This window comes from Halomonas sp. 72, from assembly GCF_052379785.1.
Taxonomy (GTDB): Bacteria; Pseudomonadota; Gammaproteobacteria; order Pseudomonadales; family Halomonadaceae; genus Vreelandella; species Vreelandella citrativorans.
The window spans coordinates 77,087-90,646 of sequence record NZ_JBQSYY010000014.1 but is presented as its reverse complement, the minus strand read 5'-3'; the positions used below and the strand labels follow the sequence as shown (position 1 = coordinate 90,646).

Genomic DNA, 13,560 nt, shown 5'->3' with positions numbered 1-13,560 from the left:
TAGATAGGCGGTGTATCTATTTTCAGCTCGACCAGCTCACTATTAATCATCCCCTCAGGCAGCAGGCTCCATCCAAGCCCAACACTACACATCATCTTTAATGTTTCCAAATAGTTGGTAGCCATACTGACCTGTAGAGACAGGCCCGCCTTGGCAAAACGTTGCTCAATCAATGTACGGGTAAATGTTTTGGCGCTAGGTAGAACACATTTATAGTGACAAAGTGCTTCAAGGCTAAGGATAGCGGCTTGAGCTAGCGGGTGGTCGGGCGCGCAAACAAAACATAGCCGGTCATGCCAAAGGTTCACCACGTTTAATTGCTCAACAGGGTGGGGAGCGAGCGTCACCACGGCCATTTCCAGGGTGCCATCCTGCACGCCCTGGTAGGCAAACTCTGAATCCAGAAAATGCAGATCCAATTCTACTTCTGGATGGCGCTGGGTGTAGTTTTTTAACACAGGTGGCAGGCGGTGTAAGCCAATGTGATGGCTGGTAGCCAGCGTTAATTGGCCACCCACCTGGCCAGAAAGATTCGCGAGTGCTCGGCGGCTATCTTCTACCGCTAACAGAATTCGCTTGGCTTGTGGCAGTAATAAATGGCCTGCCTCGGTAAGTGAAATACGCCTGCCAATACGGTCAAACAGCCGCGTGCCCACCAGCGACTCCAGCGTGGCAATGCGTTTGCTAACCGCTGGCTGAGTGAGGTAAAGCTGCTCGGCGGCGCGTGAGAAGCTTTGTGTTTCAGCAACGGCTAAAAACGCTTGTAGGCTCTGGGTGTCCACGTGGTGCTCACTATTGTGTGGTTAGTATTGGTGTATTCCAGTATGGAATCATACCTATAAATAACATGAATTGCTTTTATGGTCGCTACGCGTAACACTGGCTGCATCGTCACATTAAGCAGCACGTAGAGGCTGCGATACCGAACTAGCAGGGCGCTTGCCCAGGAGAGCCACATGTCAGGTCAAACCCTTTACGACAAACTCTGGAACCAGCACTTGGTGAAGCAGCGTGATGACGGCACGGCGCTGATCTACATTGACCGCCAACTGCTTCACGAAGTGACCTCTCCGCAAGCGTTTGAAGGGTTGCGCTTGGCCAAACGTATGCCGTGGCGCCTGGATGCAAACCTGGCAACGCCGGATCACAACGTCCCAACGACGACGAAAGAGCGTGCCGAAGGTAATAGCGGCATTAAAGACCCGGTGTCGTTGATTCAGGTTCAGACGCTTGACGATAACTGCGTTGAGTACGGAATTGAAGAGTTTAAAATTAACGACCCCCGCCAGGGAATCGTGCACGTGGTTGGGCCAGAGCAGGGCGCCACGTTGCCCGGCATGACCGTCGTTTGCGGTGACTCCCATACGGCCACTCACGGTGCTTTTGGCGCGCTGGCGCACGGTATCGGCACGTCTGAAGTTGAGCACGTATTGGCGACGCAATGCCTGTTGGCACAAAAAATGAAGAACATGCAGGTGCGCGTTGAGGGGGAGCTTGGTCTCGGCGTGACCGCCAAAGATGTGGTACTGGCCATTATCGGCAAGATCGGTACAGCAGGTGGTACGGGCTACGCTATCGAATTTGCGGGCAGCGCTATCGGATCGCTCTCCATGGAAGGCCGTATGACCGTGTGCAACATGGCGATTGAAGCGGGTGCCCGGGTCGGGTTGATTGCGGTGGACGACACGACGATTGATTACCTGGCCAAGCGCCCCTTTGCGCCGACCGCCGAGCAGTGGGAAGCCGCAGTAGCTGACTGGCGTCAACTGGTATCAGATGACGATGCCGCGTTCGACAAAGTAGTGACTCTGAAGGCCGAAGAGATCGAGCCGCAGGTCAGTTGGGGAACCAGCCCCGAGATGGTGACAGGTATTTCCGGGCACGTGCCAGACCCGCAAGCCTCGCAGGATGAAACCGTTCAGCGCAGCCATGCTCGCGCGCTTGAATATATGGGCTTGCACGCTAACCAAAAAATTACCGATATCAAGCTCGATAAAGTGTTTATTGGTTCGTGTACTAACTCGCGTATCGAGGATTTGCGTGAGGCTGCCAAAGTGGCTCAAGGCAATAAAGTGGCAGGTTCCATTAAGCTTGCCATGGTGGTGCCGGGTTCTGGCCTTGTGAAACGCCAGGCAGAAGAGGAAGGGCTGGATAAAATCTTCATCGACGCTGGTTTCGAGTGGCGCGAGCCGGGCTGCTCCATGTGTCTGGCCATGAATGCTGATAAATTGGGCGCAGGCGAGCACTGCGCATCGACCTCCAACCGCAACTTCGAAGGACGCCAAGGGTACGGTGGTCGTACGCACCTGGTGAGCCCTGCCATGGCGGCAGCGGCTGCGATTGCTGGCCACTTTGTTGATGTACGCAGTTTATCCGCCAACGATGCTACCCACGCCCAGGAGGCTTAACCCATGAAAAAGTTCACTCGTTTTGAAGGCGTGGTTGCCCCGCTTGATCGCGCTAATGTCGATACCGATTTAATTATTCCCAAGCAGTTCTTGAAATCAATCAAACGAACCGGCTTTGGCGTTAACCTGTTTGATGAGCTGCGTTATTTAGATGAAGGACAGCCGGGGCAGGATTGCTCCAGTCGCCCGCTTAATCCTGATTTCGTGCTCAACCAGCCGCGTTTTAAGGGGGCCGAGGTGTTGCTGGCTCGGCGCAACTTTGGTTGTGGAAGCTCGCGTGAACACGCGCCGTGGGCACTGGAAGATTTTGGTTTTAAAGTAGTGATTGCGCCAAGCTTTGCAGATATTTTTTACAATAACGCGTTTAAAAACGGCATCTTGCTGATCACGTTAAGCGAAGAAGAAGTGGATCGCTTGTTTACAGGCGTTGATGCTAATGAGGGCTATCAGCTGGATATCGACTTGGAGAACCAGCGGGTCATCACGCCGAGCGGCGAAATTCTTGAGTTTGAAGTGGACGCGTTCCGCAAGCACTGCCTGCTCAATGGACTGGACGATATCGGCATCACGCTGCAGGACGAAGAGGCGATCCGTGCCTTTGAGCAAAAACACAAAGATGCTCGGCCCTGGTTGTTCCGTCAGCCTGCCTGATACAGCCGCATAAGCGTCATTCAGAATAGTTAAAAAGACACACATAGCGCAGTGCAACGCCATTGCACCGCGCTAAGCGGCGGTAAGCCGTGCTGACTCTCTATTAAGGATTTAACATGACCCATAAGGTGCTTCTATTACCCGGCGACGGTATTGGCCCAGAGATTGCTGCTCAAGCTGCGCGTTTGCTAAAAGCGTGCCAAGAAGCGGGTTTGGATATTGACGTTGAAGAAGCACTGGTCGGCGGTTCGGCTTACGACGTGCATGGCGACCCACTGCCTGCTGAAACGCTTGAAAAAGCCAAGGCGGCCAGTGCGATTCTGCTCGCTGCGGTGGGTGGCCCCAAATGGGACAAAATCGAAGACCTTTCCAAGCGCCCTGAAAAAGGTTTGTTGGGCCTGCGCAAGAACCTGGGGCTGTTTGGCAACCTGCGCCCGGCCATGCTTTACCCGCAGCTGGCCAGCGCCTCCAGCCTGAAGCCTGAATTGGTGGCAGGCCTGGATATCATGATTGTGCGTGAATTGACCGGCGGCATTTACTTCGGCCAGCCGCGAGGTATTGAGGAGCGTAACGGGGAGCGTGTGGGCTATAACACCTACATTTATTCCGAAAGTGAGATTGAGCGCATCGGCCGCGTCGCGTTTGAAATGGCCCAAAAGCGTGGCAAAAAACTCTGCTCGGTAGATAAGGCTAACGTGCTGGAAGTTACCATTTTGTGGCGTGAAGTGATGGAGCGTTTGGCGCCAGAGTACCCGGACGTCGAGCTTTCGCATATGTACGTAGATAACGCCGCGATGCAGCTGGTACGTGCCCCGAAACAGTTTGATGTCGTTGTGACCGGCAATATGTTTGGCGATATTTTGTCTGACGCCGCCGCCATGCTTACCGGCTCCATCGGTATGCTGCCTTCGGCCTCGCTGAACGAAAGCGGCCAAGGCATGTATGAGCCTTGCCACGGAAGCGCGCCGGATATCGCTGGGCAAAACATTGCCAACCCGCTCGCCATGATGCTGTCGGTTGCCATGATGCTGCGCTACTCGCTCAATGAAACGGCCATGGCCGAACGCATTGAAACCGCGGTGGGTAGCGTTCTGGATAACGGCCTGCGCACGGCGGATATCGCCGCAGAAGGAACGCGTCGTGTTTCGACGGTCGAAATGGGCGATGCGGTACTGGCGGCCTTTGCAAAAAGTTAAATGCGCTATAAAGCGTGCTAACTATTTGATATGAAAAGTGTGATGCCTCGGCCACTCAAAGAGTGGCCGACGTTATTTATCAGATTTGTGTATAATATATGTCTCATTCTTTGCTGGAGGACTTCGCATGTTGAAAGTCGGTTTCGTAGGATGGCGTGGCATGGTGGGTTCTGTGCTGATGCAGCGCATGCAGGAAGATGGTGATTTTAACGGCATTGAGCCGGTCTTTTTCACCACCTCCCAAGTAGGCCAGCCTGGTCCCGACATCGGCGTAGACGTACCTGCGTTAAAAGATGCGTTTGCTCTTGAAGAATTGAAAGCGTTGGATGTTGTTATTACCTGCCAAGGCGGTGACTACACCAAGCAAGTTTATGGTGACCTGCGTAAAAATGGCTGGCAGGGTTACTGGATTGATGCCGCCAGCACGCTGCGCATGGAGGATGAAGCTACCATCGTGCTTGACCCGGTTAACCGTAAGGTCATTGATGCGCAGCTTGCCAAAGGTGCCAAGACCTTTGTCGGCGGTAACTGCACCGTTAGCCTCATGCTGATGGGCTTGGGCGGCCTGTTTGAAGCCGATATGGTTGAGTGGATGACCTCCATGACCTATCAGGCGGCTTCCGGTTCTGGCGCCAAGCACATGCGCGAACTGCTCAATCAAATGGGTCAACTGCGCGACAGCGTTAGTAGCGAACTGGCTGACCCCTCCAGCGCGATTTTGGAAATTGACCGCAAGGTAACGGCGGCCATGCGTGGTGGCGACTTCCTGACCGATAACTTCGGCGCCCCCCTTGCCGGTAGCCTACTGCCGTGGATTGACACCAAGCTTGAAAACGGCCAGAGCCGTGAAGAGTGGAAAGGCTTTGTTGAGACCAATAAAATTCTGGGTCTTGGTGATAATCCTGTGCCGATTGATGGTCTTTGCGTGCGTATTGGTGCCATGCGCTCTCACAGCCAAGCATTCACCATCAAGCTGAAACATGATGTGCCGCTGGATGAGATTGAAGAGCGGATCGCTCAGCATAATGAGTGGGTCAAGCTGATCCCCAACGAGAAAGAGGCCACCATTGCAGGTTTAACGCCTGCCGCCGCTACCGGCACATTGGATATTCCGGTGGGGCGTTTGCGTAAGCTGAACATGGGCGGTGAATACCTTTCGGCATTTAGCGTTGGCGACCAACTGCTATGGGGTGCTGCCGAGCCGCTTAAGCGCATGCTCAAAATTTTGCGCGAACAGTAAAACAACGCAGTACGTCAGCCAAAACCGGGGCGCTTTTAGCGCGCCGGTTTTTTTGTAAGTGTTTTAACTTAAATTAAGTAACCCGCCTCCATGCGTTACCTGCGTATTTGTGTTAATTATAATTTGCGTTCTGTGTTGGCATTTACCGCACTTGCTAGCGCGGTTTCCATAAAAAAACGGATTGGGTAACGTGGCGAAAAAATATTCAAATTATCGCGTTTTCTTGAAAACGATCGCACTGCTGTCGATTGCTGGGGTGCCGTCTTTTGCGCAGGCAATTGAAGCCGGACCTGCCGAGGTGGAATCCTGGCTGGAAGCCCCGCTAAATGCTTCGTTACCGTTGCTTGACTCAAACGCCTACGCGCTAGACGAGCTAAGCGTACAGGTTGCTGATGAACCCTCATTTATCGCCTCTGGGCTTGAGTGGATGCCTTTGGCTCGTCAGGTGCATGCCGAGATTCAAGAGCAAGCGGGCAGTCGTCGCATTATCCTGCGCTCATCACAGGCGGTAACAACGCCCTGGTTGGATTTGCTACTGGTCATTGATTCGCCGGAAGGGCAGCAACAGCACGCGGTCACGTTGCTTTTTGACCCGGCTGACTACGCTAATTATCCATTGAACCAGGCGGAAGCTGACGGCGTCGTGTCAAGCTCAGGCTCGGAAATGACAGAGCCTCTTCCACGTGCCGAGGTAAGGGTGCAAGAGGGTGATACGTTGTGGCGTATTGCCTCGCGCAGTAAACCTGAGCGCGCGAGCGTTCAGCAGATGATGTTGGCACTGGTAGCGGCGAATCCTGAGTTCTTTCCTGAGGGCAATATTAATAGTTTGCGGACGGGCCAGGCACTGCGCTTGCCCGCAGAAGGGCAAGTGCAGCTACGTTCAGCCGATGAGGCGGCTCACGCTGTCCAGGTGATGGTGGCAGGCGAGCAGCGCGCCAATACAGCAGTGCCTCAGAGTATTCCAGTGGACGTTGAGGTTGAGGCGCCTCCTGGACCTGAGCTGGCTACTGCCCAGATAGAAGCCGAGCTGACTCGTACCATGGCCAGGTTTTCAGAGCAGCTGGAGCAAAGCCAGGCAAGCTTACTGGCGGCTAATGAAGAGCGTGAGCAGCTTCGTCTTGAACTCAGCGAACTGCGTCATAATCTCAGTCAATTCATCGAGAATAGCGTGTTGGTAGAAGCGTCTCCTCCGATGCCATTAATGGCTGAGGCGACTGCTGCGGCACAGCCAATTGCTGACGTACACGATGCGCCATCAAGTGGTGTTTTGAGTAGTATTGAGCGTTATCAATGGCCACTCATTGCCCTTGGGCTGGTACTGCTGTTGACGGGATTAATATGGCGCAGAAAGCGGCGCGAGGCTGAAGAGCCGGTTGCTCAAGCGCATTTGAAGAGCGCGTCGCTTGCCGAGCCTCAGGTGTTCAAACCATCGCCACCCGTTAGTAGTGACCTGCAAGCCTCTACACGTAAACCCGAGAGAGGCGATGCTTTTGGCGCTAGCTATGCTAAAAGTCAGGCAGCAGGTTTGGCAGGCCATGGCAGCCGACGGTATCCGCAAGAAGATGCGCTGTTATTAAAGGGCATGGACTTTAAGCGGGTTGAAGCGCCCGAGCTGACACCGTCTGAAACGCTGAAAAAAGTAAGCACGGCTCGCTCGATAGGCACAGAGTGGGAAATTGAAGAGGTAGCATTCAAGCCGCCGGGTCGGGATAATGGCTAGGCTTTGTACGAAAACTGCTTGCGCTCGACCATACGACGTTAAAAATCAGCTCAAAATACTCATTTACCCATGTAAACTCGTGCGCGAGCTCGGTCCGTTTTTTCGCTGATTTTTGCCTTGTCTGGCCTTCGCTCAGCAACTTTTCGTATAAACCCTATCCTTTCAAACTTTATGACGTGGCTTGATGACCCAGTTTTACCACTTTGATGAAACCCGGCCGCTGAAAGGCCGTTTGGCAATAGGCATTGAATATGATGGCACGCGTTTTTGCGGCTTTCAGCGTTTAAAGCATGCTGCTTCTGTTCAAGGCGCCGTAGAGGATGCTTTGGCAAAAGTGGCCGGTGCCCCCGTTCAGATACATGCCAGCGGACGTACGGACTCAGGCGTTCACGCCACGCGTCAAATAGCGCACTTTGACCCACCGACTGAGCGGACTGAGAAAGCCTGGATTTTTGGTGCCAACACCAACTTGCCACGCGATGTCGCCGTGCGCTGGGTGAAGCCAGTCTCGGACGATTTTCATTCCCGGTTGGGCGCGCTTGGCAGGCGTTACCGTTATTTACTGCTCAATCAAATCAGTCGCCCTGTGCTTGAACGCACGAACGTAACGTGGTGCCGCGATCCTCTGGATGCAGATGTCATGCATCGCGCTGCGCAGGCTCTGATTGGCGAGCATGACTTTTCAAGTTTTCGTGCTGCAGGCTGCCAATCCAAAACGCCATGGCGGCAAATGCATTTTGTCGAGGTGAAGCGGTTTGGCCCGCTGGTGGTCATTGATATTCAGGGCAATGCGTTTTTACATCACATGATTCGCAATATCGCTGGCGCCCTGGTTAGCGTAGGTCGTGGGGCGCAGGACGAAGGTTATATTGAACGATTGCTGGCGCTAAGGAATCGTAAGAAAGGTGATGTAACCGCTCCCGCGTGTGGGCTGCATTTTGTTGATTCAATTTACGACGAGCGGTTTGATTTGCCCATGGAGCCGGTAGGGCCTAACCTGCTCGCTTTTACCGGGGAGTGGACAGGCGAACGAGAACTGCCAGACACACCCAGAATAGCGGCGCGGCGTAAACTGACATTTGCTAAAACAACGTCTGATCCCGCTCAGGAGGCGCTAGATGAAGACGCTTAGCCCTATGCGGACGCGGGTCAAGTTCTGTGGGCTTACCCGCAGTGATGATATTAAAAGAGCCGTAATGCTGGGGGTAGATGCGCTGGGTTTTGTCATGTGGCCGAAAAGCGCGCGCAGCATTACGCTTGAGCAACTTGAAACGCTTTCGGGTGAAGTACCTGCTTTTGTTACCCGGGTAGGGTTGTTTGTTGATCAATCCGTTGACGTGATTCAGCAGTGCTTACCGTACCTGGACATGATTCAGTTTCACGGTGATGAGTCTCCTGCGTTTTGCGCACAGTTTGGGCGCCCCTGGATTAAAGCGCTGCGAATGCGTGACGATATCGATTTATCTCAGGCAGCTGCTGACTATCATCAGGCACAGGCGCTGCTGTTGGACGCCTACCGGCCGGGCACGCCAGGTGGCACAGGAGAGGTCTTTGATTGGTCGAGAATCCCCGCAAAACTGGCAAAACCTGTTATCCTCGCAGGCGGGTTAACGATTGATAATATCGCCTCTGCCGTTCACCAAGTGGCGCCTTATGCCGTTGATGTGTCGGGTGGGATTGAAGCAGCGCATGGTCGTAAAGACGTTGAAAAAATGACACTGTTTATTCAGCAAGTCGCGTTAGCCGACGCCCGTTAAACACGCCGCGCAGTCTGTTTTTTTATGACGCTGCGCTCTATGTCCGCTTATTCAATTGTTGCCTGTTCTGGCAACCTTGTGAGGTATCCTGTGACTGTCTCAGCAACTGGTGGCGCTAATACTGTTTCTGAAACCGTTCCTGACACGGCTTCCAAGACCAGATTCAGCGACCTGACCCGAATGCCGGATGCCCGCGGTCATTTTGGCCCTTATGGTGGCCGGTTTGTATCCGAAACATTGAGCTACGCCCTGGAAGATCTTGAGAAAATTTACGTAAGCCTGCGTGATGATCCTGCTTTTCAGGCCGAGTTTGATAGTGATCTTGCCCACTACGTAGGGCGCCCGTCGCCGCTTTATCATGCCAAACGTTGGTCCGAGATGCTCGGTGGTGCGCAAATATGGTTAAAGCGCGAAGATTTAAATCATACCGGCGCGCATAAGGTAAACAACACCATCGGCCAGGCACTGCTTGCCAAAAAAACCGGCAAACCACGGGTCATCGCTGAAACCGGTGCCGGGCAGCACGGCGTGGCGACGGCAACGGTTGCCGCGCGCCTGGGTCTTGAATGCGATGTGTATATGGGTGCTGAAGACGTGCAGCGCCAAAAGCTGAATGTCTATCGTATGCGTTTATTGGGCGCACGAGTGATTCCGGTAGAGTCGGGCACGCGCACCCTTAAAGATGCCATGAATGAAGCGCTGCGCGACTGGGTAACGAACGTTGATAACACGTTTTACATTATCGGCACGGTAGCAGGGCCACACCCATACCCTGAGCTTGTGCGCGACTTTAATGCGGTAGTGGGGCGTGAAGCACGCCGCCAGTCGCTGGAACAAATCGGCCGCTTGCCGGATGCGTTGGTCGCGTGTGTTGGTGGTGGGTCCAACGCGATTGGGCTATTTTATCCGTTTGTTGAAGACGATGCCGTCGCGATGTATGGGGTTGAGGCCGGAGGTGATGGTGTTGAGACGGGCCGTCATGCCGCACCGCTTTCATCGAATGCCCCGCGCGGTGTGCTGCACGGAAACCGTACTTACTTGATGTCTGATGAAGCGGGGCAGGTCGCCGATACACACTCCATTTCAGCCGGGCTTGATTATCCGGGCGTTGGCCCTGAGCACGCGCTTTGGAAAGATGTTGGTCGTGTTAGCTATGTCACCGCTAATGACAGCGCTGTGCTGGAAGCGTTTCGAGAACTGACGCAGATGGAGGGTATAATGCCTGCCTTGGAGTCAGCCCACGCGCTGGCGCATGCCAAGGTGCTGGCGCCTACCATGCGCCCTGACCAGCATATCGTCGTTAATCTTTCAGGCCGTGGTGATAAAGATATTATGACCGTAGCCAACATTGACGGTATCGAATTTTAAGGCCCGCTTTTAAGGACAAGCATGAACCGTATCGATCAGCGCTTTTCTGAACTCAAGCAACAGGGCCGCAAGGCTCTGATACCTTATATTACGGCGGGCGACCCGGCGCTACAGTACACCGTTGGCTTTATGCATGCGCTGGTAGAAGCGGGTGCGGATGTCATTGAACTTGGTGTGCCGTTTTCTGATCCAATGGCGGACGGCCCGGTTATTCAAAAAGCCTGTGAGCGCGCCTTAAAGCAGGGCACCCGCTTGGTCGACGTGCTGGATATGGTGGCTGAATTCCGTCAGGCCGATGCCACAACCCCGGTCGTGTTAATGGGGTATCTAAATCCTATTGAGCGTATTGGCTACGAGGCCTTCGCTGAGCAGGCTGAAAAAGTGGGCGTTGATGGTGTGCTAGTGGTCGATATGCCGCCAGAAGAGGCCGATGAATTGGGTCCGCTGTTAAAAGCGCATAATTTAGCAGCAATTTTCCTTGTGGCGCCTACCACTTCACCTACGCGAGCCGCTACAATATGCGCCCAGGGTGAGGGGTACCTTTACTACGTTTCGCTAAAAGGCGTTACTGGTGCGGCAACCTTAAATGCAAGTGACGTCGCTGAACGCCTGGCACCGCTACGTGAAATGACCGACCTGCCGCTATGTGTTGGTTTCGGTATCCGCGATGGCGTAACGGCTGCTGAAGTGGCTAACGTAGCGGATGGAGTGATTGTCGGTAGTGCGTTAGTAAACCGTATTGCCGAAAATGTAGAAACGCCCGAAATTATCGCTGGTCAGCTTAGAAGCGTGCTAGCAGAGATGCGCACCGCAATGGACGTCTAACGCTGCCCCTCATCGTCTATACTTGAAGTTGATTGACGATACTCATCAAGCTTGGCGCTGCCAGGCATGACGTAAAACGGAAGCCTTTTTGATATGAGCTGGTTAGACAAGATAGTGCCCTCCATGGGGCGTATCCAGCGTAAAGACCGTCGTGCCAGTGTGCCCGACGGCCTCTGGCGTAAATGTCCCAAGTGTGAAGCCGTTCTCTATCTTCCTGAGTTAGAGAAACACCATAGTGTTTGTCCGAAATGTGACCATCACTTGCGGCTGACTGCGCGGAAACGCTTGGACTGGTTCCTGGATAAAGAAGGTCGTGAAGAAGTCGCGGCAGAGCTTGAACCTGTTGATCGCCTGAAATTCCGCGACTCTAAAAAGTACAAGGACCGCTTGGCGGCCGCGCAAAAGGACACCGGCGAGAAAGATGCGCTGATTGCTATGCGTGGCACGTTGGACGGTTTGCCGGTCATTGCGGTTGCTTTCGAGTTCACCTTTATGGGCGGGTCGATGGGGGCCGTAGTGGGTGAGAAGTTTGCCCGAGCGGCGACTATCGCGCTTGACGAAGGTATTCCGCTGGTTTGCTTTGCGGCTTCCGGTGGTGCGCGTATGCAGGAGGCGCTTTTCTCACTGATGCAAATGGCCAAAACATCGGCGGCACTTGAGCGACTTAAGCAGGCCGGTGTGCCCTATATCTCGGTGCTTACCGATCCAGTGTTTGGGGGCGTATCCGCTTCGCTCGCCATGCTGGGCGACTTGAATATTGCTGAGCCCAATGCATTGATTGGTTTTGCTGGTCCGCGTGTTATTGAGCAGACCGTCCGCGAAACGCTGCCAGAAGGTTTCCAGCGCAGCGAGTTCCTGTTGGAGCATGGTACGGTCGATATGATTGTACATCGCCAGGAAATGCGTACCCGTGTGGGCGGCGTACTACGCAAGTTGACTCATCAGGAGGCGCTTTCGTTAGCCAGTGAGTTGACGGATGATGAAGCCGTCGCTGAGCCGGTGGTTGATGAAGCACACATCGCCGATACTGACGTAACGGTTGACGAGACAGGTCCGGATTCTATTGACAAGAGCCATGAACCACACCGCAATGCCTAAGTCGTTAGCAGAGTGGCTTCAGCATCTGGAAACCCTGCACCCTGTCGGGATTGATTTAGGCCTGGAGCGTGTGTCACGTGTTGCTGAGCGTATGGGGCTATTTAAACGCCCCATTGCCAATCGCGTTGTCATTGTGGCGGGCACCAATGGTAAAGGCTCGACGGTTGCCATGGTTGACGCGGTGGCTCGCGCACATGGTTGGCATGTGGGTACGTACTCCTCGCCTCATCTATTGCGTTACAACGAGCGGGTGCGTATCAACGGCCAGGAAGCTGGCGACGCGTGCCTGGTCGAGGGGTTTGAACGTGTCGAACAGGCTCGCCTGGAAGCGCCGGAAATTAGCCTGACCTATTTTGAAGCAGGTACATTGTGCGCACTCTGGTGTTTGGCACAAGCTGAACTGGATCTTGCGGTACTTGAGGTGGGCTTGGGCGGTCGTTTGGATGCCGTCAATATCATTAATGCGGATGTTGCGGTTGTCACTACGATAGCCCAAGACCATGCGAGCTTTTTGGGAACCGATATTTCGCAAATCGGGCTTGAGAAAGCGGGTATATTTCGCCCGTTGCGGCCAGCGGTATTGGGCAGTGAGTCGCTTCCCGGTAGCGTGGCCGATGCGGCTATTGCCTTGGCGGCGCCGGTTTACCGGTTAGGATTAGCGTTTAACCACAGTGCCGAGGAAAACAGCCATTTACCCTGGTGCTGGAGTGGGTTGACGGCAACGGGGGAGACGCTTTCTCTGGATGCGCTGCCTGATCCTGGTCTGCCTGTCGATAATGCCGCAACTGCGCTACAAGCGCTGGCGCTTACGGGGCTGACGCTAACGCTAAAAGCCACGCAAAATGCATTAGCCAGTGTTAATCTGCCAGGCCGGATGCAGTGGATAGGGCAGTGGTGCCTGGATGTGGGGCATAATCCTCATGCGGCTACCTATGTTGCTCGCCATTTGCCAGTACCGCCTGATACAGGACGGCAGTGGGCAGTGATAGGTATGCTCAATGATAAAGACGTTGATGGTGTTATTGCGGCGTTAGCACCGCGTATTACTGACTGGGTCTGTGTAACGCTTGATGGCGAGCGCGGCCACACGGCCAATGAACTCGCTGAGCGTATTAAAGCCCATGGTGGCTGTGTGCGGCTTTGTGCAGACTCGCCTGAAGCCGGTGTTGATGCCATGGCTGAGATGCTCACTGACAAGGATCGCATTTTGGTAACGGGTTCCTTTTTTACCGTCGCCGCTCTGTTAGCTCGATCACTGCCACAAGCCAGCCGTTCTTAAGGCGTAGTCCCGCTAGAG

Annotated in this window: 12 protein-coding genes; 11 read left to right on the top strand and 1 reads right to left on the bottom strand. The window is 54.1% G+C overall.

From position 1 onward, the window contains the following. The coding region (locus ACT3T6_RS13015; RefSeq protein WP_193054625.1) for a LysR family transcriptional regulator at positions 1 to 782 on the bottom strand (782 nt) is incomplete at its 3' end. A 174-nt stretch (positions 783 to 956) separates the two neighbouring features. Between ACT3T6_RS13015 and leuC the strand changes: the two genes are divergently transcribed. From leuC to folC, 11 genes are all read left to right on the top strand, one after another. Continuing rightward, positions 957 to 2,408: a 3-isopropylmalate dehydratase large subunit gene (leuC, locus tag ACT3T6_RS13010; RefSeq protein ID WP_193054626.1), complete on the top strand. Its 1,452-nt coding sequence runs from the start codon at positions 957 to 959 to the stop codon at positions 2,406 to 2,408. 3 nt (positions 2,409 to 2,411) lie between these two features. After that, positions 2,412 to 3,059: a 3-isopropylmalate dehydratase small subunit gene (gene leuD / locus ACT3T6_RS13005; RefSeq protein ID WP_193054627.1), complete on the top strand. Its 648-nt coding sequence runs from the start codon at positions 2,412 to 2,414 to the stop codon at positions 3,057 to 3,059. Between the two features lie 116 nt (positions 3,060 to 3,175). Continuing rightward, positions 3,176 to 4,255: a 3-isopropylmalate dehydrogenase gene (gene leuB, locus ACT3T6_RS13000; protein ID WP_172118399.1), complete on the top strand. Its 1,080-nt coding sequence runs from the start codon at positions 3,176 to 3,178 to the stop codon at positions 4,253 to 4,255. A gap of 127 nt (positions 4,256 to 4,382) precedes the next feature. Continuing rightward, positions 4,383 to 5,495, top strand: a complete 1,113-nt coding sequence (asd, locus tag ACT3T6_RS12995; RefSeq protein WP_193054628.1) for an aspartate-semialdehyde dehydrogenase — start codon at positions 4,383 to 4,385, stop codon at positions 5,493 to 5,495. Positions 5,496 to 5,718: 223 nt separating this feature from the next. Beyond that, positions 5,719 to 7,215: a type IV pilus assembly protein FimV gene (locus ACT3T6_RS12990; RefSeq protein WP_193054629.1), complete on the top strand. Its 1,497-nt coding sequence runs from the start codon at positions 5,719 to 5,721 to the stop codon at positions 7,213 to 7,215. A gap of 184 nt (positions 7,216 to 7,399) precedes the next feature. After that, positions 7,400 to 8,347 (top strand): tRNA pseudouridine(38-40) synthase TruA, encoded by a 948-nt coding sequence (gene truA / locus ACT3T6_RS12985; protein ID WP_193054630.1) that lies wholly within the window; start codon positions 7,400 to 7,402, stop codon positions 8,345 to 8,347. Next, positions 8,334 to 8,972, top strand: a complete 639-nt coding sequence (locus ACT3T6_RS12980; protein ID WP_193054631.1) for a phosphoribosylanthranilate isomerase — start codon at positions 8,334 to 8,336, stop codon at positions 8,970 to 8,972. The genes truA and ACT3T6_RS12980 overlap by 14 nt, the downstream gene beginning before the upstream one ends. Positions 8,973 to 9,152: 180 nt before the next feature. Continuing rightward, the gene (gene trpB, locus ACT3T6_RS12975) at positions 9,153 to 10,340 is read left to right on the top strand and encodes a tryptophan synthase subunit beta (protein WP_193054678.1); all 1,188 of its coding nucleotides are present in this window, start codon (positions 9,153 to 9,155) and stop codon (positions 10,338 to 10,340) included. A gap of 21 nt (positions 10,341 to 10,361) precedes the next feature. Further along, positions 10,362 to 11,165 carry a tryptophan synthase subunit alpha gene (gene trpA, locus ACT3T6_RS12970; RefSeq protein ID WP_193054632.1) on the top strand — a complete coding sequence of 268 codons (804 nt, stop codon included), beginning with the start codon at positions 10,362 to 10,364 and terminating at the stop codon, positions 11,163 to 11,165. 93 nt (positions 11,166 to 11,258) lie between these two features. Then, on the top strand, positions 11,259 to 12,263 hold the full coding sequence (gene accD, locus ACT3T6_RS12965) for an acetyl-CoA carboxylase, carboxyltransferase subunit beta (RefSeq protein ID WP_193054633.1): 1,005 nt from the start codon (positions 11,259 to 11,261) through the stop codon (positions 12,261 to 12,263). Further along, positions 12,256 to 13,542 carry a bifunctional tetrahydrofolate synthase/dihydrofolate synthase gene (gene folC / locus ACT3T6_RS12960; protein WP_193054634.1) on the top strand — a complete coding sequence of 429 codons (1,287 nt, stop codon included), beginning with the start codon at positions 12,256 to 12,258 and terminating at the stop codon, positions 13,540 to 13,542. Before accD ends, folC begins: the two co-directional genes overlap by 8 nt. Positions 13,543 to 13,560 lie beyond the last annotated feature (18 nt).